This is a genomic window from Citrobacter sp. RHBSTW-00029 (assembly GCF_014104295.1).
Lineage (GTDB): Bacteria > Pseudomonadota > Gammaproteobacteria > Enterobacterales > Enterobacteriaceae > Citrobacter > Citrobacter youngae.
Genome location: NZ_JABXRT010000001.1, coordinates 4246907 through 4268439, shown reverse-complemented (window position 1 = coordinate 4268439; position 21533 = coordinate 4246907). Strand labels below are relative to the sequence as shown.

The 21533-nt window shown below is 52.4% G+C and carries 22 protein-coding genes; 8 read left to right on the top strand and 14 right to left on the bottom strand.

From position 1 onward, the window contains the following. Positions 1-16: 16 nt before the first annotated feature. Positions 17-217: a toxin-antitoxin system HicB family antitoxin gene (locus tag HV041_RS20640; RefSeq protein ID WP_121585220.1), complete on the bottom strand. Its 201-nt coding sequence runs from the start codon at positions 215-217 to the stop codon at positions 17-19. A 137-nt stretch (positions 218-354) separates the two neighbouring features. Between HV041_RS20640 and HV041_RS20635 the strand changes: the two genes are divergently transcribed. Beyond that, positions 355-645, top strand: coding sequence for a SymE family type I addiction module toxin (locus tag HV041_RS20635; RefSeq protein WP_121585221.1), 291 nt, complete (start codon positions 355-357; stop codon positions 643-645). A 217-nt stretch (positions 646-862) separates the two neighbouring features. On the opposite strand, the gene HV041_RS20630 is transcribed toward HV041_RS20635, so the two are convergent. Continuing rightward, the gene (locus HV041_RS20630; protein ID WP_121585222.1) at positions 863-3595 is read right to left on the bottom strand and encodes an autotransporter outer membrane beta-barrel domain-containing protein; all 2733 of its coding nucleotides are present in this window, start codon (positions 3593-3595) and stop codon (positions 863-865) included. 74 nt (positions 3596-3669) lie between these two features. Continuing rightward, positions 3670-4287: a helix-turn-helix transcriptional regulator gene (locus HV041_RS20625; protein WP_121585223.1), complete on the bottom strand. Its 618-nt coding sequence runs from the start codon at positions 4285-4287 to the stop codon at positions 3670-3672. A gap of 576 nt (positions 4288-4863) precedes the next feature. Here HV041_RS20625 and HV041_RS20620 point away from each other — a divergent pair. The 3 genes from HV041_RS20620 to HV041_RS20610 all read left to right on the top strand — a co-directional run bounded on the left by HV041_RS20620 (position 4864) and on the right by HV041_RS20610 (position 7937). Beyond that, positions 4864-5634 carry a winged helix-turn-helix domain-containing protein gene (locus HV041_RS20620; protein WP_165712719.1) on the top strand — a complete coding sequence of 257 codons (771 nt, stop codon included), beginning with the start codon at positions 4864-4866 and terminating at the stop codon, positions 5632-5634. Further along, positions 5634-6098 carry a hypothetical protein gene (locus HV041_RS20615; protein WP_032950552.1) on the top strand — a complete coding sequence of 155 codons (465 nt, stop codon included), beginning with the start codon at positions 5634-5636 and terminating at the stop codon, positions 6096-6098. Before HV041_RS20620 ends, HV041_RS20615 begins: the two co-directional genes overlap by 1 nt. Before the next feature lie 342 nt (positions 6099-6440). Further along, the gene (locus HV041_RS20610; protein ID WP_121585516.1) at positions 6441-7937 is read left to right on the top strand and encodes a C69 family dipeptidase; all 1497 of its coding nucleotides are present in this window, start codon (positions 6441-6443) and stop codon (positions 7935-7937) included. A gap of 36 nt (positions 7938-7973) precedes the next feature. Here HV041_RS20610 and HV041_RS20605 read toward each other — a convergent pair whose 3' ends face one another. Further along, entirely contained in the window at positions 7974-8876 is a 903-nt protein-coding gene (locus tag HV041_RS20605) for a LysR family transcriptional regulator (protein ID WP_048218852.1), read from the bottom strand. Between the two features lie 104 nt (positions 8877-8980). Here HV041_RS20605 and HV041_RS20600 point away from each other — a divergent pair, with 104 nt between their 5' ends. The 3 genes from HV041_RS20600 (at position 8981) to HV041_RS20590 (ending at position 11316) form a co-directional block, all read left to right on the top strand. Further along, positions 8981-9988, top strand: a complete 1008-nt coding sequence (locus tag HV041_RS20600) for a zinc-binding alcohol dehydrogenase family protein (protein ID WP_121585225.1) — start codon at positions 8981-8983, stop codon at positions 9986-9988. 1 nt (position 9989) lies between these two features. Beyond that, the gene (locus HV041_RS20595) at positions 9990-10295 is read left to right on the top strand and encodes a putative quinol monooxygenase (protein ID WP_121585226.1); all 306 of its coding nucleotides are present in this window, start codon (positions 9990-9992) and stop codon (positions 10293-10295) included. Positions 10296-10413: 118 nt separating this feature from the next. Then, positions 10414-11316 carry a carboxylate/amino acid/amine transporter gene (locus tag HV041_RS20590; protein WP_003827166.1) on the top strand — a complete coding sequence of 301 codons (903 nt, stop codon included), beginning with the start codon at positions 10414-10416 and terminating at the stop codon, positions 11314-11316. Positions 11317-11344: 28 nt separating this feature from the next. On the opposite strand, the gene nlpA is transcribed toward HV041_RS20590, so the two are convergent. From nlpA to HV041_RS20540, 10 genes are all read right to left on the bottom strand, one after another. Beyond that, positions 11345-12163 (bottom strand): lipoprotein NlpA, encoded by an 819-nt coding sequence (gene nlpA, locus HV041_RS20585; RefSeq protein ID WP_121585227.1) that lies wholly within the window; start codon positions 12161-12163, stop codon positions 11345-11347. A gap of 123 nt (positions 12164-12286) precedes the next feature. Next, positions 12287-12997, bottom strand: coding sequence for an Rpn family recombination-promoting nuclease/putative transposase (locus HV041_RS20580; RefSeq protein ID WP_121585228.1), 711 nt, complete (start codon positions 12995-12997; stop codon positions 12287-12289). A 210-nt stretch (positions 12998-13207) separates the two neighbouring features. After that, positions 13208-13951 (bottom strand): 2-dehydro-3-deoxy-phosphogluconate aldolase, encoded by a 744-nt coding sequence (locus HV041_RS20575; RefSeq protein WP_121585229.1) that lies wholly within the window; start codon positions 13949-13951, stop codon positions 13208-13210. After that, entirely contained in the window at positions 13938-15047 is a 1110-nt protein-coding gene (dgaE, locus tag HV041_RS20570; RefSeq protein WP_121585230.1) for a D-glucosaminate-6-phosphate ammonia lyase, read from the bottom strand. The genes HV041_RS20575 and dgaE overlap by 14 nt, the downstream gene beginning before the upstream one ends. A 3-nt stretch (positions 15048-15050) precedes the next feature. Then, the gene (locus HV041_RS20565) at positions 15051-15911 is read right to left on the bottom strand and encodes a PTS system mannose/fructose/sorbose family transporter subunit IID (protein ID WP_005121522.1); all 861 of its coding nucleotides are present in this window, start codon (positions 15909-15911) and stop codon (positions 15051-15053) included. Continuing rightward, entirely contained in the window at positions 15908-16657 is a 750-nt protein-coding gene (locus HV041_RS20560) for a PTS sugar transporter subunit IIC (protein WP_003023960.1), read from the bottom strand. The genes HV041_RS20565 and HV041_RS20560 overlap by 4 nt, the downstream gene beginning before the upstream one ends. 25 nt (positions 16658-16682) lie before the next feature. Next, the gene (locus HV041_RS20555; RefSeq protein ID WP_003023959.1) at positions 16683-17168 is read right to left on the bottom strand and encodes a PTS system mannose/fructose/N-acetylgalactosamine-transporter subunit IIB; all 486 of its coding nucleotides are present in this window, start codon (positions 17166-17168) and stop codon (positions 16683-16685) included. A gap of 12 nt (positions 17169-17180) precedes the next feature. Then, on the bottom strand, positions 17181-17606 hold the full coding sequence (locus HV041_RS20550; RefSeq protein WP_040231533.1) for a PTS sugar transporter subunit IIA: 426 nt from the start codon (positions 17604-17606) through the stop codon (positions 17181-17183). 120 nt (positions 17607-17726) lie between these two features. Beyond that, on the bottom strand, positions 17727-20525 hold the full coding sequence (dagR, locus tag HV041_RS20545) for a transcriptional regulator DagR (RefSeq protein ID WP_121585231.1): 2799 nt from the start codon (positions 20523-20525) through the stop codon (positions 17727-17729). Between the two features lie 90 nt (positions 20526-20615). Continuing rightward, positions 20616-21032 carry a GNAT family N-acetyltransferase gene (locus HV041_RS20540; RefSeq protein ID WP_003844473.1) on the bottom strand — a complete coding sequence of 139 codons (417 nt, stop codon included), beginning with the start codon at positions 21030-21032 and terminating at the stop codon, positions 20616-20618. A gap of 130 nt (positions 21033-21162) precedes the next feature. Here HV041_RS20540 and HV041_RS20535 point away from each other — a divergent pair, with 130 nt between their 5' ends. After that, positions 21163-21456: a YicS family protein gene (locus HV041_RS20535; protein ID WP_003840665.1), complete on the top strand. Its 294-nt coding sequence runs from the start codon at positions 21163-21165 to the stop codon at positions 21454-21456. The last annotated feature ends 77 nt before the right edge of the window (positions 21457-21533 follow it).

The following is a 21533-nucleotide window of genomic DNA, read 5'->3' as shown; positions in this document are numbered from 1 at the left end:
TAATTGTACGGGCCTATCACTTACTTTTTTCACTCATATCAATTCCAAGCCTTTCCAGTTCCCTTCTCCCCAAGGTCTTGAGCCAATTCCCCAAACTCATCCCCTGTGCCTTTGCAGCAGCCTCGAACTGCGCCTTCAACTCCGGCGTGATACGAATCTGGAAAGTCGGTGCTTTTCCGGATTTGGACTGATTTGGGTCGCGTTTAGCCGTTGACATGTACGTACCTACAAGCGCAAGATATCACCAACCAGGTACGTACCTTTCTTATCTGACGACCTGACTTATAAACGCCCTCGCCCGGTATTCGCAGTACCCGACGAGAGCTAACCTCACCAACTATCAAGGAGTTGATTATGGCTGATTCGCATTCTACCCCAGACACCGACCAATCAGGAACCGAACGTTCGGTAATTGTGGGATATCGCCCGAATGTTTTCGACAAATCCACGCCCAAAATTATCCTTTCAGGCAAGTGGCTACGCGCGGCGGGGTTTGAAACCGGGCAACAGATTAGCGTAAAAGTGATGAATGGCTGTATCGTCCTGATGGTCTATGGCGAGCAGGAGCAACGGCTGCATGATGAGCTGCAAGAAGCAAATCAGAAGTTAAAAAGAATTGAGAGCACGCTGGCGACTCTCCAGTGAAGTGCGGCTGAACCTGTAAGCGTTAATTACAGATTTACCAGATGCCGGATGGCGCTAACGCTTATCCGGCCTACGAACTGCACATAGCAAAAAATAACGTTGCGGCCTTTCATTTTCAGTTGTTCGGTTTTACCGAACAACTGCCATAACCATCCTATTTAATACGTAAAAAAGCCGCCGATCGGTTAATCAGCGGCTTTTACATTACTGCATTACATCAGAAGTTATATTTCACGCCGAGCATACCGCGGGTATCGCTGTAGCCTTTGTCGCCGACCTGTTGGGCCACGTTGCTCCACACGTTGAGGCGCGGGGTGATTTGCCCTTCTACGCCGACTTTCAGCTCGCCGATGTTTTTGGTGCCGCGCATGTCGTTGCTCACATCATCCATCTTCACGCGGGTCGTCTGCGTATTGTGGATCCAGTTGGCTTCGACAAACGGCTGGAACTCACGAGATTTACCGTCGTCGATGGCGTTGTGACCGTTGATAAAGGCTTTCACACCCAGACGGGTCATCAGGTTGCCATCGGTGTTATCTTTCACGCGGGTGCCGTTCGCTTCGCGGTGGCTGTCGGCCTGCACGTCCATCCATACCACCTGCGCTTTCGGTTGCAGCCAGTAGCTGTTGCGCTCGTTTTCACCCAGTTTGAAGCTGTAACCGGCTTCTACCGAAGCGGTTATCCCGCTGGATTTGTATTTCTCTGTCGCCTGCTCCTGGCCCATCACCTTGTTATCAAACCAGTTGTACAGCATCCAGGTGTCTACGTAGGTGCCGGTCTTGTCGGCGTCATTGGCATACCAGGTGCCGTACAGCCCCACGCTGTAACCGGTAACCTGACCACGTGAATGGTAGCCAGTCAGGCTGGACTGCGTGCGGTTCTGGCTGTTGGCGTAACCTGCCATTGCACCGAGATGCCAACGGTCGAGGCCGTCGCTACTCCACTGCGCCAGATCGCCGCCTAGCTGCATCACATAGCTGTTGCTTTGGGTTTTCAACTGCCCGCTACCGTCTTTGAAGCGGGTATGCGCCCCAACGTTACGCATCCACAGGCTGGTAACTTTCTTCTCGCCCGTCAGCATGTCGATGTACTGTGTCTCTCCCAGACGATCGTGCAGTCGGGTCATAAACAGCGTGTTAGCGGCGTAGTTGTTCGCCAGATAACTGCCTGCTTCCGGGCGGAATTGCTGCTCGGTGACCGGAGGTGCGACAGGTATTTCCGGCTCAGGGATTATCGGATCGACCGGGTCCGGGTCTTCCGGATCCGGCGGAGCAGGAATAAAGCTGGTCAGATACCAGTTGCTGCCCTTTTGCACCACGTTATAGTCGTACGCACCGGCAACAATACGGCCTGCTTTCTCAAACGTACCGTCAGAATTACCAGCCACTTCGATAATCTCAATACCTTCAATGGTCTGCGCCCCGGTTCCGCCAATGTTGTTCACCGCCACAAACGCGTTACCGGCGGTATTGCCGAGCACCTTCAGCTTGTCGGTTTCGGAGGTATCGTCATTCAGGACGGTATTGAAAACCAGTTTGCCGCCGTTGCCGGTGAAATCTTCATTAATGGTAAGCGTCTGCCACGGTTCGCCGTCAGTATGCCCAAAGTTCACCACTGACCCGCCGTTCAGCGTCAGGTCGGTGAGCGTTGAGCTGTTAGTCATATTCCAGGTCGCGTCGCTCATTTGCAGCGAGATAACGCCCGTTCCGGCCGTGACGCTGGTGATGTATGACGCCCCGCTCCACAGCGAGTTGTCGGTCATGTTGAGCGTAATGGTACTGTTTTGCTGCGGCAGAGCGCTGGTCGCTGCAGTGGCCCCGGCAGCATGAAGGTCGCCGTCGATGAGGAAGCGCCCGCCCGCAGAGCCGTCTACGGAGCCGCCCGTTTCGGTGCTGATGGCATAACTTTCATTGCTGTGATTGCCCGCCATAGCAATAGTAGCGCCGCCACCGAGATTTACCGTGCCGCGTGAAATCGCATACAGACCGCGTGGCGCTTTGCTGTAAGAGGAGGTTTTCGTAGAGCTGTTAACGTTAATCGTCGCGTTATCGCCCAGATTCACCGTCGCATTATAGGAATAGACTGCATGGGCGCTGGCACCGCTCACCGAAATGGTGGCGTTATTGCCCAGTTCCGTTTTGGAAGATGAGGCGGCGTAAATCCCCGTTGAGGAGGCCCCCGATGTCTCGATAGTGGCATCATTTCCAAGGCGGATTGAGGACCCGCTCTGCCCGGAACGGATTCCCTCTGAGCCAACGCCGGTAGTCACAATGTGTGCACGATCGCCGACGATAATCGTATTCTTGGCAAGCGTGGCATCTCTCATCGCGTTGGCGGTGATACCACGCCCCTGATTTCCGGTCGTTTTGATATACAGATCGTCGCCGACGTAAATGTTTGCCGACCCTATCCAGCCCTGGCCGATGGCGTTGTAACCGGCGTTGATACCGTCACCATCCAGACCATCCACGTAGATGCTGGTGCGATCCCCGGTGATAATAAAGACCGGATTATCCGGCGTGTTGGCACCGTGTGTACGGATGCCATCAACGTTTTTACCGTTATCAGCGGAATTCTTTGAATTAGTGTAAATCGTCAGGTCATCGCCAAAAATAACGCCCGGGCTTCCCGTTTGGCTATTCTGAATAACGGTAATGGAATGTTCGAAGGCTTCAGCTCCAGGCCCATTCAGCGTTAATCCATGACCAAAAACGGGAATGGTGCCGGCACTCCACTGATAAACATAATTCGGCGTAGCGCTGGTTTTAGCGAAACTGGCATTCGCCTGTGCAGGAAATAAAGCCTGCAACTCCGGGGACAGACTGCTAACCAGACCGCTGGAAGGAAGACTATCAACATCAATCCAGGCTGCATGGGCCGAAAATACCATAGAAGTTAATGCGGCTGAAACCGCGATGGCAATACGAGAGTAAGATTTGGGATTTGGCATATTAGCCTCCTGCTATCAGGCGTAGAGCGTCCACCACATCGCAAGGATGTGAAATAATAAAAATCAGAAATGCGTTATAAAATATTCGATAGTATTTTATGAATACTATGGCCCAACTTATCTTCAAGCCGGAGCTTATAGACATATATTTTCTTAATATCAATATTATCTATTTGGGTAATTTGCTGAATACTTTTTCCTGAGACAAATCGCTTCAGTAATATCATTTCTGTATAGTTGAGTGAGCGTCCACGTTTACTGTTAGCGAGATGACCGGTAAATAATCGTCTCATTTTCTGATGCTGTACGTCATCATCATCATCAGAATATATAATCCCTTGTATTTTATTGCTTTTCGACAGCCAGTAGTTGGCTAACGGCGCCAGGTTCCGGTCCGCTATCAAAACAATATGCATGCCGCTATAAGCCAGACGATCAACCCATTGCGGGTCGGCAAACAGTCGCAGGTTCGGGAAAGAGAAGTCCACAAAAATAAACCCGCGCGACAAATGGTTTTGATTATTAAGCAGAAGTTTTTCAATAATTCCTTTTTGCAGAAAGCCATTTCCCTCAGGCCAGATAGCAAAAGCGGCACGGTGACAGTAACTGGCGCGAACCGCAGTATCCGGAAATAATTGACAGGATAATTCACAGCTTATGCAACGAACACTCTGTGATGGTGATCTCTTCATCAAAAATGACTCCTGTTATTTTTCCATAAATATTTCATTGGTAAATAAATGTGTCAATCCGACACTTACGACATTCCTTGTCAGTTAATAACAGTGGCGCTAATAAAATGTAATAAACTCCTGATGCGCTAATAAGTATGGACTGTGATTAATACGATTGCGCTAAGCTTTTTTGTGCCTTATCTCAGAATAACAGCCTGGGCATTAGGAATTTTATGCATAAATTAAAGCCATAGGATAAATCCCAAAAAAGCACTATTTGCTAAAAAACAACCGATGTAAACGATACTCATTAATTACACAATACTGATAACTCAATCACCCTTGAAGTGCTGTGGATAAATATAATGATAATTCAGATAAACCTGTAATGAATTCTCATTATTTAACATTAGTTAATTTTACCTAAGAACTTACTCAGCTAACACATTGTATGTAAAGAACATTTAACTCTTAAGTGAAATTCTTATCTGCGATCACGTACAAAGAGTGAGGCATATTATCGATTTGGATGTAAAATTTAAGGTAAGTGTTGGCACATGCGGTGATACGTTTTGGTTACTGAGGGCTGGGCAATTGTACCTTATCAATCAGTTGGTCGAATTTAATCCTGATAACAAAAGCCTGGTCAATCGACAGACAGGGCGAGCAATACAACTTCAGCTCCCAGCCTCGCTCTGTTTTCTCTATTTAATTACTCACGCAAGTGACATTGTTTCTCAGAACACGTTGATTAAAGTGGGCTGGGGTGAGAGAAATAATGTGACCACCACCAACACATTTTACCAGGCAATTTTGACGCTACGTAATGCTCTGGCGGATGTGGGTCTGCCGAGAGATACGGTGAAAACAATTTCCCGGCGCGGGCTTACATTAAATGAAAATACGCAGGTTGAGGCGATAACACATCCTCAAAGTGAAGTTTACCAGCCACCGGTTATTGAGGATTACGCGCCCCCAAAGATAATTGCTCCCGCGCCTCAACAAACGACGCGGGGACCCTGGTGGTACATTATATTTAGCACGGGCATCGTTATTGCCACCCTGATTATCTGGCTGGTGTGGTATCAGACGCGTCCTGTTATGCCGTTTAGTAAATTCGTGTCTGTTTCTATGCAAGTTCCCTCTCGGCAAAACTGTAAAATTTATTACTCACCGAATGAGCACGACCAGGAGAATTATTTCAATCTGATGCAACTGCATCCCTATCTCTGTGAAAACAACAAGCACGTCTTCCTTTCCGGCTACCGCAAAGCGGAGAGGATCGTGGCATTTGTCTGTGATAAAGATGCGCGGATAGATGCTAACGCGTTTTGTGCTACCCACTATTACTGGATGCGCGGGTAATGAAAAAAATACATCACCTTATTTTGCTGGTAATCGGTCTGGCGACGTTGCTCGGTTCAGGCGGGTGGCTATGGTATTCACGCTTTGCCGAAAAGCCGCTGAGTTGCATCGGCAACATGGAATGGAATATTGGCAGCAATCGCTTTGCCGGTACGTTATCGTTTCGGATGTACGATAATGCAGGTTTGGCCACCATTACCGGAAAACTGTACGGACGTAATACCTCAGACATCAGCAGGAACATTTATTTCAACTACACCAGACAGCACGAAGCCCGGGTGCTACAGGCGATGCAGGTGGTCAAAACCTTCGCAGACAGCGCCGATGAAACGGATATTAACAACACCTTACCCGGTTTTTACCGCCAAAGCGGACAAACCCTGAGTCTGGTCATGGAAGAGTATAAGGGCGCATGGATCTTTGCCAGCTCCAATGTACCCTCGCTGTATTGCCGCAAGAGGTAACGTCATATCCGGAAACAAAAATCGCGCCCCCTCAATGGAATTCATATTTGCCATCATCGACTTACGCGACATGGGTCACTGAATCCTCTAATAACCCATTGCTATTCTTCATCCCGAATCAGGAAACATCCTGAATATCACGATATCTATTGCGTAATAATTAAGCGAAATGGGCGTTTTATTTTGCCCAGAAGACTTCAATCTACGGATGGATATTTGGAGAAGGCGTGGGCAGGGGCGTTTATCTCTCTCGCGAGCAATGTCTGAGGGTTCAGACGTTATCGCATTTCAGGAAACGGTATGTTTCCGGTGTATTTTTGGCGTACATATGAGGGATACGTAATGTTTACTTTTAAAAAGTGCCTGATTGCACTTTCTATAAACTTGGCCGTTGTTTCATCAGGTTTTGCTTGTACGACCCTGCTGGTCGGTAACGAAGCATCAGCGGACGGCTCGATGCTGGTTGCCCGTAGCGCTGACAGCGATGCCCTGAAAGCGCAACATTTTGTCATTCACCCGGCAAAACAGAATCAGACCGGGGTATACAGCACCAAAGCACATAACGGTGCGAATGACTTTACCTGGCCGCTACCCAAAAACTCTCTGCGTTATACCACTGTTCCAAACTGGAAAACCCAACTGCACGGCGCGACCGGATTTAACGAGCTGGGCGTTGGAGTGAGCGGCACAGAATCTATTTTTGCCTCACCAAAAGCGCTGGCCGCCGACCCGTACGTTGAGGATAAAGGGATCACCGAAGACGATATTCCGGATATTCTGCTGTCGCAGAGTAAAACCGCGCGTGAAGCCGTAGCGCTACTGGGCCATATCGTTGAGACCGTCGGCGCAGGCGAAGGCTTTGGCGTTGCCGTTGTCGACGATAACGAGATCTGGTATCTGGAAACCGGCAGCGGCCATCAGTGGATGGCGCAGCGTCTGCCAAATAACCAGTATTTTGCCACCGGTAACCAGGGCCGCTTACAGGATTACGATCCGAAAGACCCGGACATGATGGCGTCAAAAAACCTGATTCAATTTGCGACCGAAAAGGGTCTGTACGAACCGGCGAAAGATGGCAAATTCAACTTCTCCAAAGCCTATACCCGTGATGACGAGCGTGACCGCACGTATAACGACCCTCGCGTATGGACCATCCAGAAAGAGTTCAATCCTTCCGTCAACCAGGATATGGCCAAAGGACGTGAATTCCCGGTCTTCATGACGCCAGAGAAGAAAATGACGCTGGACGATGTGAAAGCCGTACTGCGTAACCATTACGAAGGCACCAGCCATGACCCCTACACCAACGGTCTGAACGGCAAAGAGCCATGGCGTCCGGTCAGCGTCTTCCGCACCTATGAAGCGCATGTTATGCAGGTCCGTCCGTGGTTACCGAAAGAGATTGGTGAAACGACCTACATTGGTCTGGGCATGGCCGATCTCACCGCCTTTGTTCCGTACTACAGCGGCCTGAAGGCGTATCCGGCTAACTATACGATGGGTACCGATAAAGCGGACGATCAGTCTATCTACTGGAAATATCGTAAATTACAAACGCTGACGATGACCGATTATCCGAAGCTCGCGCCAATCGTCAAAAAAGCCTACAAAGCATGGGAAGACAAAGTGGCGAAGGAGCAAAAAGAGGTCGAAGCAGAGTATCTGAAGATGGCGAAAACCGATAAACCAGCCGCCGATAAGATGCTGAATGACTTCAACCTGCGCATCATGGCCGACGCCGAGAAGCTGACGGAAGATCTGACTAATCAGCTATTTACCATCCGCACCAAAGACATTCAGTCTGATATTTTCTTTGCCAACGCGGCGAAAAAAGACTGAGTAGCGACGCGATAGTATTCTGGCGTAAAGCACTTATTAGCTTTGCGCCAGCATTTCACACCGCGCCTTCACCGCGTCGTGCAGCAGACGGACCGCCGTTGAAAGCTGCTTCCGATGCGGGCAAATCATATTCAGCGGGACTTTCTCTCCCTGATAATCCGGCATCAGCAGTTGTAATCGACCGTCACGCACATCTTCGCTGACATCCAGCCACGACTTGTACGCCACACCTTCCCCGGCAATCGCCAGCCGTCGGATCACTTCCGCATCGTCGCTCATAATGGTGCCGTTAACCTGCACACTACTGACCTCGCCGTTGCGCGTAAACGTCCAGCGATCGTGCAGGCGGCCGCGTAATACGAAGGTCATGGCGTTGAGCTGTGTTAAATCATCCGGGGTTTGCGGCGCGCCGTTTTGCGCAACCCATTCCGGTGATGCCACCAGCACACGTCGGTTACTCGGTGCAACGGGCAGCGCAATGTATGACGCGTCTTCGGTATTGCCATAGCGAAACGCAACATCGACGGGGTCTTTAAAGACATCCGTCACCTGATCGGAGAAAAAGATCCGCAGGCGCAGCGCGGGATAGCGGCGTCGAAACGACTGAAAGACCGGCAGCAGCAGGTTACGGCCAAGATCGGAAGGCACGGCGATTTGCAGCGTGCCAGAAACTTCATCTTCTGGGGTCTGAATTTTTTGCAGCCCGGCATGCATCACGTCCAGCATCTGGCGGGCATAGGGTAGCCAGACCTCGCCCTCCGGCGTCAGGCGTAGGCTGCGCGTGGAGCGGGCGAACAAGCGGATAGCCAACGTAGACTCCAGGCGCTTGATAGCTGAACTGACCTGAGCAGGCTGAACGCCGACTTCGCGCGCGGCATCGCTAAAACTATTCAGCGCCGCGGCGCGGACAAACAACGTGAGATCTTCAAGCCGGAACATTTTCACTCCCCGAGTATAAGTCCTGTCGCCGTAGGGCTATTTTTCCCGTTCTGCTACCGGTTTACCATCGAATTATTCAACTGATTCCTGTGACCGGAGAGACCATGAAAGCCATCGCTATTACCCGCGCCGCGACCGACGGCAATAACATTGAATTTTTACAAGAGATTGACCTGCCCATGCCAGTCGCTACCGGGCACGATCTGCTGGTTGAAGTGAAAGCCATTTCCGTCAATCCCGTTGATACCAAGGTCCGCGAAGGTTTTAACGCCGATGTGCCGCGCGTTCTGGGCTGGGACGCCGTTGGCGTGGTGAAGTCCGTGGGTGAAGCCGTCACCCTGTTTACACCTGGCGATGAAGTCTGGTACGCCGGAGCGCTGGGCCGCGCTGGCAGTAACAGTGAATTTCAGCTGGTTGATGAACGTATTACCGCGCTGAAGCCAAAAACACTGGATAATGCTTCTGCTGCGGCGCTGCCGCTGACCGCCATCACCGCCTGGGAAATGCTGTTCGACCGTCTGGGCGTTGAGGAAAATAGCAATGAAGATGATGTGTTATTGATTGTTGGCGCGGCTGGCGGCGTCGGTTCTATTCTGACGCAACTGGCCAGTAAGCTGACCAATATGACCGTCATCGGTACGGCATCACGTCCGCAGAGCCAGAAATGGGTTCGTGAAGCGGGCGCTCATCATGTGATTGACCACAGCAAGCCGTTGACGGAAGAGCTGACACGGATAGGCATTAAAGAGGTGACGCACGTTGCCAGCCTGAACAATACCGAGCAGCACTATTCGCAAATCATTGCCGCCCTGGCACCGCAGGGTAAACTGGCGTTGATTGACGATCCGCACACTCTCGATGCGCGTCCGCTGAAGGCCAAAAGCATTTCGCTGCACTGGGAGTTTATGTTTACCCGTTCGATGTTTACCACCCACGACATCATTGCGCAGCATCAGTTACTGACCCGCGTGGCACAGCTGATCGACAGCAACACCCTCCGCACCACGCTGGGCGAGCATTTTGGTGCTATCACTGCGGCGAATCTGCAAAAAGCCCACGCGCAAATTGAAACCGGTCGCTCGGTCGGCAAGATTGTGCTGGAGGGGTTTTAACATGTCCGATTCAGAAGTGATTTCAATTATTGCGGTACTGAAAGCCAAACCAGGGAAAATCGATGCACTGAAACAGGCACTGCAGGCTCTGTTACTGCCTACTCGCCGGGAGCCGGGCAATATTGAATATGCTCTGTTCCAGTTACGCGACACGCCGGATGTGTTTTACGTGCGCGAATCCTGGCACGGTCAGGCCGGTCTGGGCGAGCATATCGCTCTGCCACATTTCCAGGCGTTCATTCTACAAATGAACGATCTGCTAGCCGAACCGCTACGGCTGGATTATCTGACGCCGATTGCGCCATAAAATAACTGCCGAAGCCCCCTGCCACGTGGGGGGCTGCACCAGTCATGTCTCACTCGCTTCGCTATCTCTGCTATGATGCCTGCACACAAATAAAACAAAACAACATGCCGAGGGAAAGATGAGTTCCACCAGAAGAGGGATGATGAACGTCCTGATTGCTGCCGTATTGTGGGGAAGTTCGGGCGTTTGCGCGCAGTACATCATGGAGCAAAGTCAGATGTCGTCGCAGTTTCTGACCATGACGCGCCTGATTTTCGCCGGGCTGATTCTGCTGATGCTCTCTTTCGTTCACGGCGACAAAGTGTTCTCCATTATCAAAAATCGCAAAGATGCCATCAGCCTGCTGATTTTTTCCGTAGTTGGAGCGCTCACCGTACAGCTCACCTTCCTGCTGACCATTGAAAAATCCAACGCCGCCACCGCGACGGTACTGCAATTTTTGTCACCGACCATTATCGTGGCGTGGTTCTCCGTAGTGCGCAAAGCGCGACCGGGGATTTTAGTGCTGACGGCGATCTTCACCTCGCTTATCGGCACCTTCTTACTGGTCACTCACGGTAACCCGACGTCGCTGTCTATTTCACCTGCCGCGCTGTTCTGGGGAATTGCCTCGGCGTTTGCCGCCGCGTTCTACACCACCTACCCCTCAACGCTTATCGCGCGCTACGGCACGCTGCCGGTCGTCGGCTGGAGTATGTTAATCGGCGGCATGATCCTGCTGCCGTTTTATGCCGGACAGGGCACTAATTTCGTGGTGAATGGCAGTTTGATTCTGGCGTTTTTCTATCTGGTGGTCATCGGCACGTCACTGACGTTTAGCCTGTACCTGAAAGGCGCGCAGATGATTGGCGGACCGAAAGCAAGCATTTTGAGCTGCGCAGAACCGTTGAGCAGCGCGTTGCTGTCCCTGCTATTGTTAGGCATTACATTTACCCTGCCTGACTGGCTGGGCACGCTTTTGATCCTCTCATCGGTAATACTTATCTCAATGGACTCACGTCGCCGCGCCAGAGCGGTTTAACCCCAACCGGCGCGGCAACGGGTCACGATTACCAGCCCGGAACCGCGCCGCCGTTAAAGATAGTTTCTGCCGCCTTTGCCACTTCCGGTGACTGATAAGATTGCAGGAATTCTTTCACATTCTCGGCATCTTTATTGTCTTCTCGCGCCACCAGGATGTTCACGTACGGTGAGTTTTTGTTTTCGATAAATACGCTGTCATGTACCGGGGAAAGCCCGGTTTGCTGGATGTAGGTGGTACTGATAATCGCTACATCCACTTTCTGATCGTCCAGCACGCGCGGCAGCTGCGCGCCTTCCAGTTCCATAATTTTCAGATGCCGCGGATTATCAGTGATATCTAACGCTGTTGGCAGCAGGCCGGTATCCGCTTTCAGCGTAATTAACTTCTCTTTTTGTAGCAGCAACAGCGCGCGCCCGAGGTTGGTTGGATCGTTAGGTATCGCTATCGTCGCACCGTCTTGCAGTTGATCGACTGTTTTAATCTTTTTCGAATAACCGGCCATCGGGAACACAAAGGTATTGCCCACCGCAACCAGCTTATAGTCGTGTGCTTTATTATCTTGTTCGAGGAACGGACGATGCTGGAAGACGTTGGCATCCAGCTCACCATGATTGGTGGCATCGTTGGGCAGCAGAGAACCGCTAAAACCCACCAGCTCCACCTCAAGGCCATATTTTTCTTTCGCGACTTTCTTCGCGACCTCCGCCACATCCTGCTCGGCACCGTTAATCACACCCACTTTAATATGCTTTGCATCACTGCTCTGCTGATCGCATCCTGCCAGCAATAATCCCGCCAGTAATACCGCCGCCCCAGCCCCGAAATAAGGTATTTTCAGTTTCACGTTTTATCCTTTTGCAATAACCGCCTGATGAGTAATGAAATGACTATAGCGGCAAGGCCGCTGCGGTTTAAAAAACGAAAAAGCATCAGCAAGAAGAAAAAAGCATAATGGGAAAAAGTAAAATTAGTCGGAATCTGTTGTTAATTCATCAATGGAGAGCCCGGTAATAATCAGCACCAGTTCACGATCGATCCCCTTCTCCAGCATGGCATGGGCTATCCGCAACGCTTCGTCTTGTTTGCCTTCGCGTTTGCCTTCTAGCAACCCCGTTCTTCGCCCCGACTCACGTAAACATTCTGCAATCGTCATTAATCTCTCCTTATGCTGGGGAACGCGTAAAGCCACCTCGCGAATAAACGCCTCGAAACGCGGGGCGCTGCCAGACTGCATCAGATAATTAAATAGCGTTTCTACCTGGCTGTCATTAGCGTATCCCTTAACCAGCAGAGCAACCAGGTTATCCACCAGCACCATCAGGTCACGTTCACGTATATGCTTCTGGACAAGCTCATCAAGATGCTTCTGCATCGCAGCAATGGCATAACGCATCATCCGGAATGCCATATGAGCATCTGGCGAGCTTTGGTGCTCAATCAACGCATAGATATAGCCTTTACCCGATGTCGTTTTCAGCGACCACAGCACATCGGAATAACACGCTCGCAAATCTTCTTCAATAAAACTCCCGGGTTCCAGCTTCAGTGTGTCCAGATCGCAAAGCTCATGTAATGACGCCGGAAGATAGGTATCAAGAAAATCCCGTGCCGTATCTGGATGGCCCAGGAACTTTTTAAATACCGCATCATGCGGCGTAGAGGTTGTTGGTTTTTGCATGGCGATCCGTCACCAGAAGAACAAGACGACGGGACATTACTCGCCAGTGCTACAGACGACATCAGGGAAATTACCCCTTTGCGAGGCGTTTTCGAGGATAAATAGATGCTGCTGCAATGCATTCATTTTCCATGAATGATGTTCGCAAAAATGCCCGGTAGGCGTGAGCACCTCCGGGCATTCTCTTTTCTCTCTCCAACGATGGCGGCATCACACCAGGGTTTTGACTATCTCCATCAACCTGACGACATCTTCGGGCCGGGTATTACCGGTCTGTGGGTCGATAATCGAGCTATACACATGCGGCATGACGCGCGGTACTCCTGCTTCCAGACAGGATTGCAGGATAATGCCGAAGTTATCGAGATCGATACCGCCGGTCGGTTCAATCAGCGTCATGCCGTTGCGTGCCGCGGTCGTCGCCAGTGCGTACAGCTCAGGCAACGATTTCTCACCGCCCATAGGGAAGAACTTCGCGGCATGCGCGCCAGAGTCCAGCATCATGCGCACTGCGGCATCGCAGGAAACGCGGGCTGGCGTGCCCTGGCTGCTGCTGACCCCGGTGGAGATCAACACTTCCCCCGGCGTGCCCGTGGGACTGACTAACGCGTTGATATGGGTCTGTTCACCGCCCGTTGCGGCCAGCGCGCCTGCCGCAAACCCACAACCGGTAAAGGTCTGGTTGACGTGTGCCGGATGGACCCGTGAGGCAATCATCGCCGCTTTGTAATACTGCGCCGGGTCACCGGCCCCCAACCCCACGGAAATCGACGGCACGTCGGCCATCCAGCGTTTTACTTCCTTAACCCCTTCCTCAACCGAGGCAAACTGTGCGGAAAGGATGCCGATCACCGCGTGACCTTCGGCAGCGTCATAGATTTCCCGGGCGTTGGCGATATCCTTCGCCAGCACGTTAATAGCCACTTTATTGCGATAAAAATTAATGCGCTGCATGCTCTGCAATCTCCTTTAGTCGCGCCACGATCAGCGCCATTTCCCCTTCTGCGACCGTACGCGGATCGAGACTAAAGACGCCCTGATGAAGGTTATAACGACGCGCGTAAATCGCGATATCACCCTCTCGCAGCTGCGCTTCTACGGCGTAAGCATCCATCCCCAGCTCTTGTGCATTCACCCGAATACGAATCCGCCAGATGGTGCGCCCGGCTTCGTCCTGCTCAATATCCGCCTTCAGTCCGCGAATCGCTGAAATCGCCTGCGCCACAGGTTGCAGTTCTTCGGCGGTGACCACGGTTTGCCCCTGATGATAGTTTTCCAGGGCATACACCAGCCCGACCATATTTTCTTTGCCGATCTTCATCGCCCGGGCAATTCCGTGGTGCTGCGCTTTACACGCGGCAATCCACTGTTTCTTCCCGGTGATAAACCCGGAGGTTGGCGCGTTAAAGGCTTTTGCCCCACTGTAGACCACCATATCCGCCCCGCTCGCCACCCAGGCGTGTAAGTCTTCCTCGGCGGCGGCATCGACAATCAGCGGCAGGTTGTGAACCTGCGCAACCTGTACGAAGTCTGCAATGTTCAACATGCCTTTCTGCACGCAGTGGTGCGATTTCACATACAGCAGCGCGGCGGTGTTGTCGGTAATCGCGCTCTCCAGCTGCCAGCGGGCCGCCAGATTACTCGAGCCAACCTCCACCACGCGCCCTCCCCCTAAGCGAATCGCGCTGGTGATGGGCGCACCGTAGTCAACGTTATGCCCGCGCAGCATGACCACTTCATTAGCCATACCCGCGCTGTCCGGCATCAACGTGACTCGCGCCTGGTCGCCGCGGGTAATGGCCGCGGCAACGGCAATCGCAATACCCGCCGAGGCGCACGAAGTAACATAGCTGTCCTCCGCGCCGGTGTAGCGGGAAACCAATTCACCGGTACGGTCCACCAGCCGGTCAATTTCAACAAAGGCCGAAGCTGCCCGCGCGGTGGCCTGCATCACTTCCGGCGCGACGCTGGAAACGCCAAGAATCGTCATCTTGCCGCAGGCGTTAATCACCTGTTTTAGCCCCAATTGTTGATAGATATTCTGTGTCATGGCTTACAACACTCCCAGCAGCGAACAGACCACGCTGAGCGCGACAATCGACAGCAAAATCGTGGTGTAACGCGGCCCTTTCTTCACCAGATAGAAGTAGATGGCGAACACCGCCGCCAGCGGCAGCAGGCCGGGGGCAATAGAGTCGAGGATTTGCTGGACCACCACTTCAGAGCCTTTCAGGGCGCTGAGTTTTAACGGCGTGGTGATCTTGACGTAGCTTGCCGACAGCGCGCCCATCATGATCAGGCCCAGCACGTTCGCGCCGTAGATCAGTTCCTTTATTCGCCCTCCCTGCAGCAGACCAATTATCGAGTCACGCCCCAGCGTATAGCCTTTGTGCACCATGCCATAGCTGATTGCCAGCGTAATGGCCGGGTAGAGGATTAACGGTACAATTCCGCCCATCGCGCTGCCATTGGCGGCGAATGGGATGAAAATAGCAATTAACAGCGGCATCACGGCGGCCCAGATGATCGAGTCCCCCATCCCCGCCAGCGGTCCCATTAGCCCGGTTTTAATCCCGGTAATTGAGGCATCGCTGATCGGCTCGCCGCGGGTTTTCTGTTCCTCCATCGCAATGGAGATCCCCTGAATTACCGCCCCGAACGTCTGCTCTGAGTTGAAGAAGTTCAGATGGCGTTTCAGCGCTTCTACCTGTTCCTCTTTTTGCGGGTAGAGCTTTTTGATGATCGGCGTCATCGAGGCGCAGAAAATCAGGCTTTGCAAACGCTCATAGGAGCTGGAAACTTCCGCGCCCAGCCAGTAGATAAACCAGGCTTTGGTGATGTCTGCTTTGGTCAGCGTGCCGCTTTCACGCGCACGCTCCACCAGTTCATGTTGCATTACGTCGCTGCTCATCATGCTGCTCCTTCATTTTTCGCCAGACCTTTAATCAGGAAGGCCACGCAGGTACCAAAGATTGCCATCGCCATGATGTCTACCTTCAGGTACAGCACCGCAAAGAATCCGCCGATAAACCACGGCAGCAGGCTCTTTTTACCGATCACCATAATGGTGATGGCAAAGCCCAGCGCTGGCAGAATGCCGCCCATAATTTCAAAGGAGTGCGTCAGCCAGTGCGGCATCAGCTTGAGGAAGCTTTCCACCACGTCCTGACCAAAATAGTTGGCGGCGAAAACCACCGGGAAACGCAGTACAAGGCCAAGCAACGCCGGGTAGAGGAATGCACAGCGCATAATGCCCGCCATGTTGGCCGTTTCCGCATGTTTGTCGGCCATATGCACCCACGCTGCGTTTAACGTGCGGCGCAACTGGTCGAGGAACACGCCGATGACGCCAAACGGGATTGCCAGCGCGATAGCCAGGTTCGGGTCCATTCCGGCCTTCACGGCGATAGGAATTGAAATACAGGCGGCCAGCGCTGGATCAGAGGGCACGTTACCGCCTGGCGTAGAGGTCACGCCGAGATAAACCAGCTGCATGCCTGCACCGATGATCATCGCCGTTTCCATGTTGCCTAACAGCAGGCCAACGAATACGGCAATCACGACGGGCTGTAGCAGCATGGCGGAGAAGGTGTAGCCAAGGCGTAATCGGGCAAACCAGTAATACAACCCCATCAGGCTTGCAAAGACTAAAGTATCCATAGTTAAGTACCCTGTTATCAAAGAATTAGAATTTTTTCAGGATATCGTCCAGCGACTGCGGCTTATCTTCCGGGATAGTCTGGAAGAACACCTGAATCCCACGATTTTTCAGGTCGCTCAGAATGCCGACGTCTTTTTCATCCAGCGTAATGTTCTGGAATACCGCTTTGCGGTTTGGCCCGCCGCCCAGTCCACCGACCTGAATGGTAGTGACGTCAAACCCCAACTGGACCGCTTCCTGAACCGCCGCCAGAGAAGGGAACAGCACCAGCACTTTGCCGTCACCAAGCTGGTTTTCTTTCCAGGCTGCCGCAAAACTTTGGTTACCGAAACAATCCACTTTGATGTTTGGCGGCGCGGCCATCAGGTAGATGTTTTTCATAAACGGATCGGCATCCAGCTCATCGCTGACCACCGCAATCCGGTTGGCCTGAGATTGTCCAACCCATTTAGTCACCACTTGTCCATGAATCAGACGGCTATCGATACGACATAAGACGATGTTTGCCATGATGTTTATTCCTTATTGTGATTGTTGTAATTGACGCACGTGGGCGACAACGTCCAGGCAACTGCTACGCCCGGCCTCGACCAGTTCAGCCACGCAGGTGGTCAACTGGCCATGCTCGCGTTTGTCGAGCGCCTCCAGCAGCAAAGAGGCATTGAGCCCGGAAATAACAGCCACCGGGTAATCGGCGCTCAGCCGCGCCGCCACGTTGGAGGTGGTGCCGCCAATAAAATCGGTCAGGATCAGTGAGCCTTCCGGCATGGTTTTCACCACGGCTTCGACGCGCTGGTAAAACTCGCCGAGCGTATCAACGGGCATCAGCGCAATTTCCGTCACGCCTTTGATTTCACCCATTACCATGCGCAGGCTGTTGCAAAGCTGTTGCCCCCAGCCGCCATGGGTCAGCAGCAGGATCTGGGGCAAGGATTCAGTGGTAGTCAAAATGGCCTCCTGGCTCGATTACATAGACATAGGTAAACAGAGCAAAGGCTGTGCCAGAATTTGTGTCACGCGGGGAAGAGAGGAGCGCTGGCGAGGCAGGAAGCCGCGCCAGTAAAGGGATTAGCTATACAGCAGTTCGTAGATATAAAAATATTCCGCGTCCGATAAGCGAATGGCATAGGCCTCTTCGATCGGCAGGAAAGCAGATTTAATGACACTAAACGCGCGATTATCCAGATCCGGCTTGTTCTCCAGCGCCATCTGTAACGGTTTGCGGTTAATCACGATACGCTCGACCATACAGCAGCAGTGGATCAGGAAGCGCAGTGTCACCTGACGGCTCGGTTTGAGCGAAAGCGCGGTGGTCAGATGATTCAACACGCCTTCCATCTCTTTGAGAATACGCTGCGGGTTGAGCACCGAAATATGGTTAATGATGCTCTCCATGGTCAACGCGCTGATAAAGCGCATCGCGCTGCGCTCCATCTCCAGACGGCGTTCGCTGCTGGAGAGATCTGGCGTCAGCAGGCTGAGTACCAGCTCGGGGCCTTGTTCAGAGAACAGCTCCTCAAGCGAGATAAACGGAATATCCGGCAGTCCTGGCTGGAAAGTGCCCACTATTCCCGCCAGGCGTTCACTGGCGTTAATCGCCTGCTGCACGCGCTCCAGACTGCGGACTTCGTTGTAATCGAGGATCACCATCCGCGTATCCTGCGACATCAACTCACCGAAGCTCTCTTCCAGCACCTTTTTGATTTTTTCTGCCGTTCCCATCCCGGTGATGCAGGAGATAACCAGCACTTTACCGCTGTTTTCCTGCTGCGGCGTACAGAGCTGACAGGGAATATTTTTGCTCTGCATCAACGCCGCCAGCTGCGGCAAGTCGCTGGTTTCGTAGCTTAAATCCAGCCCGATTTCCAGCAGGCTGGTGAGCGTAATATTGGGCATTAGCAGTACGTCTATCTGGAATAACTTACTGATCGTGCTGCCAAAATGGACCAGCGAGCCAATATCCACCATCAGGATCAATCGGCGATATTGCCGGGTCTGGATCATCTGTGTCAAAGCTTCCAGCGTGTCATGCACCGACTGCTCGAAAGGCATATCGATAGCGCTGAACACCTCGCGCTCCAGCACGCGATTCACGTACTGCGCCTGACTTGTCGCCGTCGTCGCACCGTGGGCAATCAAAATCACCCCGCAGTCCGGACTGGCGTCAATCCGTTGGCGGTAATGGCGACACTCTTTGAGGAACAGGCACAGCCAGACCACTTCCGTCGCCGGACACTGAATATGCAGCAGTTCATTGATTTTTCGGCATAGCAGCGTGGCGTTGTCATATTCATCTTTGCAGCGATCGAGGATCAGGCTGGAAGAATAAAGTTGCGGAATAAGGCCGCGCTGCACATAGCCAATCAGCGCCAGGAAGTGTTTGCGCAGCGGGTTAATCAGATTTTCCGGCAGCGTAAAACCAAGCACCTGTTCAACGCAGCCGATCAGCAGCGTGACGCGCTCTTCAATCTGATCGCCATAGCGCGGAGGATGCGCCACGCTGTCGCGGCTATAGAGACCATATTCAAATATCGAACTGAGCTTGTTTTTGAGGATTGCCAGCGTTTCGGCTGGCGGCACGTTGCTGTTACGCAGGTTGATATATTCGCGGGTCAGGAAGCTGTAGAAGAGATCGCTCTCTTCAATTTCGGCTCCGGTCGCCAGCGAGTTTTTCAGCGCGGGCAGCGTGCGGGCATCGATGCTTAAATGCTCTTTGCCTTCGAACAGTGCGCCAACCAGCAGACGTTGTTCCGGCGTGGCGTTAAAGGGGATCTCGGTCAGACGTTTATCCAACTGTAGCGTATCGCTGTGCTCCGTCATTCCCGAAGCCCAGGCCTGGGCGCAGAGAAACTGAATATCGCTCTTGAGCTGACCAATATTGCCTTCCAGCGGCTTGTTCAACAGCCAGAGCAGCAAGGTACGGTCGATGCTTATCGTACGCTCGATTTTGCGGCTCTCACGCTGTAAGAAGCCAACGATCAGTTCAACCTGCTCTTCCACCGAACGCTGGCGGATGCCGGGCAAATCGATACATACCTGAATACGTCGCTGGAAAGTGCGCAGCAATGCTGAACTCACCGGCTCGGTGGTGGCGCAAATCAGGCGAACCGAGATTGACCGCGCCACGGCGCTTGAGCCCAGCGGGCGATACTCACCTTTGTCGAGAATAGAAAACAGCTTTTCCTGACCTTCATACGGCAGACGATGCACTTCATCGAGCAGGAGATAGCCGCCATCAGCCTGTTCGACCAGACCGGGTTTATTTTCATTTGCGCCGGTAAATGCCCCCTGTCGATGACCAAACAGGTGCGAAGAAAGCAGCTCCGGGTTATGGGCGTATTCCGCGCAGTTAAAGTAAACCAGCGGCGGCGACGCTCCCACTGCGCGTTCGCAGGCGAAACGGTGCATCAGTTCGGCAAAAAAGGTTTTGCCGACGCCGGAGGGACCGGTCAGCAGAACGTGCAGTCCGTGGGGATACAGCACCGCCGCGCGGCCTTTTTCCACCGCGTCGCGCAGGCTGCGATCGTAACCAATCAGGCCAGAAAAGGGATCCTCTGTCGCCTGGTTTTCCTGAACAGGCAACAGGTCGGCAACGGTTTGCACTTCGCGCTCGGACTCATCGAGTTTGCGCCCCAGCAGCGTTTCAATCGCCTGACGATGCAGAAAGAATACCGGGCGTCCGCGGCTTTTAATCGCCAGGCCGTCGTTCCAGAGCTGATTGAGATCTTTACTGACCGAGTTGCGCGCCAGTCCGAGGTTAAAGCCGATAGCTTCCGCTGTGAACGCCGTTTCCTGCGCCAGATGGGCAAGATTCAGTCCTCGCGTCAGCCGTTCCAGCTCCCCCAGTATTATCTCAATCCGTCTCATCTCTTTACCGCTTAAGAAATAAATGATTGTTCAGAACATACACTATTCTGCTACGCAAGACAGTGAGGCGGCGTCCAGACCTTCCGGTCATCAAAACGTTTTCGACAAATAATGCCGCGCTGAGCCGGTTTCCGGAAAGTTATCGAGGGTCATTTGCAGCTGATAGCCGTTTTTCTGATAAAACGGCAGCGCCTGGAAACTCATCGTGTCCACCAGCGCATGCAGGCATCCTCTCTCACGCGCTGTCTGCTCGGCAGCCTGCATCAATTTTGTGCCATAACCGCCTTTGCGCAGCGAATCATGCATCCACAGGAAATCAATGCACAGCCATTCGCCTTTGATTTTGCCAATCAACCCGCCCAGAATTTCATTGCGTTCATCGCGCCAGTACACCGCCAGGTCGCCAAAGTTGGTGGTTCTCAGGAACTGGCGGTTGTAGGCGCGCAATCCGGCAAGCAGGGCATTTTGATCGTCTTCGGTAATGGTATCTGTAATCTGTATTTGCATCCTATCCTCCTGAAAAACTACAACTTCTGGCTGATTATTTGTTTAGAAATTAACACAGGCTGATGAGTGAGGCGCATGCCGTCTACACTTACTCTTGAGATGATGCGCATCGACAACAAGGATTATTATCATGAAACGAGCCGCTTTACCGCTTATTGCCATTCTTTTCACGCTGCCGGGTTTAGCGCAGGCCGATTCGGCTTACGGCTCTCTACAGTCTGTTCATGAAAAAAACACCGTATTAAAGGATTTACGCAAGATTTGCACCCCACAGGGATCCCCCTCCGATGACGTGTGGGAAAAAACGATTATGTCTGATACACGTAATCAGCAGCATATCCGCGAGGCTATTCTGGCAATACAAAGAAATAACCAGAACAACTACTGGGAAGCGTTGGGCAAAGTTGAATGCCCGGATTTGTAACTATCGTATTGAAAAACGAGCGCTGTAACCGGTTTCTGTTTAGCAAAATCGCCTATTGTGTAGGGAAGTGAAATACA

Excerpts from the sequence above, each read along its gene's own strand:
- HV041_RS20625 (WP_121585223.1), bottom strand. The coding sequence starts at position 4,287 with ATGAAGAGATCACCATCACAGAGTGTTCGTTGCATAAGCTGTGAATTA.
- HV041_RS20540 (WP_003844473.1), bottom strand. The coding sequence starts at position 21,032 with ATGCAAATACAGATTACAGATACCATTACCGAAGACGATCAAAATGCC.
- HV041_RS20560 (WP_003023960.1), bottom strand. The coding sequence starts at position 16,657 with ATGGATACTTTAGTCTTTGCAAGCCTGATGGGGTTGTATTACTGGTTT.
- HV041_RS20590 (WP_003827166.1), top strand. The coding sequence starts at position 10,414 with ATGAGTTCCACCAGAAGAGGGATGATGAACGTCCTGATTGCTGCCGTA.
- HV041_RS20565 (WP_005121522.1), bottom strand. The coding sequence starts at position 15,911 with ATGATGAGCAGCGACGTAATGCAACATGAACTGGTGGAGCGTGCGCGT.
- HV041_RS20610 (WP_121585516.1), top strand. The coding sequence starts at position 6,441 with ATGTTTACTTTTAAAAAGTGCCTGATTGCACTTTCTATAAACTTGGCC.
- HV041_RS20575 (WP_121585229.1), bottom strand. The coding sequence starts at position 13,951 with ATGCAGCGCATTAATTTTTATCGCAATAAAGTGGCTATTAACGTGCTG.
- HV041_RS20630 (WP_121585222.1), bottom strand. The coding sequence starts at position 3,595 with ATGCCAAATCCCAAATCTTACTCTCGTATTGCCATCGCGGTTTCAGCC.
- HV041_RS20555 (WP_003023959.1), bottom strand. The coding sequence starts at position 17,168 with ATGGCAAACATCGTCTTATGTCGTATCGATAGCCGTCTGATTCATGGA.
- dagR (WP_121585231.1), bottom strand. The coding sequence starts at position 20,525 with ATGAGACGGATTGAGATAATACTGGGGGAGCTGGAACGGCTGACGCGA.
- HV041_RS20580 (WP_121585228.1), bottom strand. The coding sequence starts at position 12,997 with ATGCAAAAACCAACAACCTCTACGCCGCATGATGCGGTATTTAAAAAG.
- dgaE (WP_121585230.1), bottom strand. The coding sequence starts at position 15,047 with ATGACACAGAATATCTATCAACAATTGGGGCTAAAACAGGTGATTAAC.
- HV041_RS20615 (WP_032950552.1), top strand. The coding sequence starts at position 5,634 with ATGAAAAAAATACATCACCTTATTTTGCTGGTAATCGGTCTGGCGACG.
- HV041_RS20605 (WP_048218852.1), bottom strand. The coding sequence starts at position 8,876 with ATGTTCCGGCTTGAAGATCTCACGTTGTTTGTCCGCGCCGCGGCGCTG.
- HV041_RS20640 (WP_121585220.1), bottom strand. The coding sequence starts at position 217 with ATGTCAACGGCTAAACGCGACCCAAATCAGTCCAAATCCGGAAAAGCA.
- HV041_RS20635 (WP_121585221.1), top strand. The coding sequence starts at position 355 with ATGGCTGATTCGCATTCTACCCCAGACACCGACCAATCAGGAACCGAA.
- HV041_RS20535 (WP_003840665.1), top strand. The coding sequence starts at position 21,163 with ATGAAACGAGCCGCTTTACCGCTTATTGCCATTCTTTTCACGCTGCCG.
- HV041_RS20600 (WP_121585225.1), top strand. The coding sequence starts at position 8,981 with ATGAAAGCCATCGCTATTACCCGCGCCGCGACCGACGGCAATAACATT.
- HV041_RS20595 (WP_121585226.1), top strand. The coding sequence starts at position 9,990 with ATGTCCGATTCAGAAGTGATTTCAATTATTGCGGTACTGAAAGCCAAA.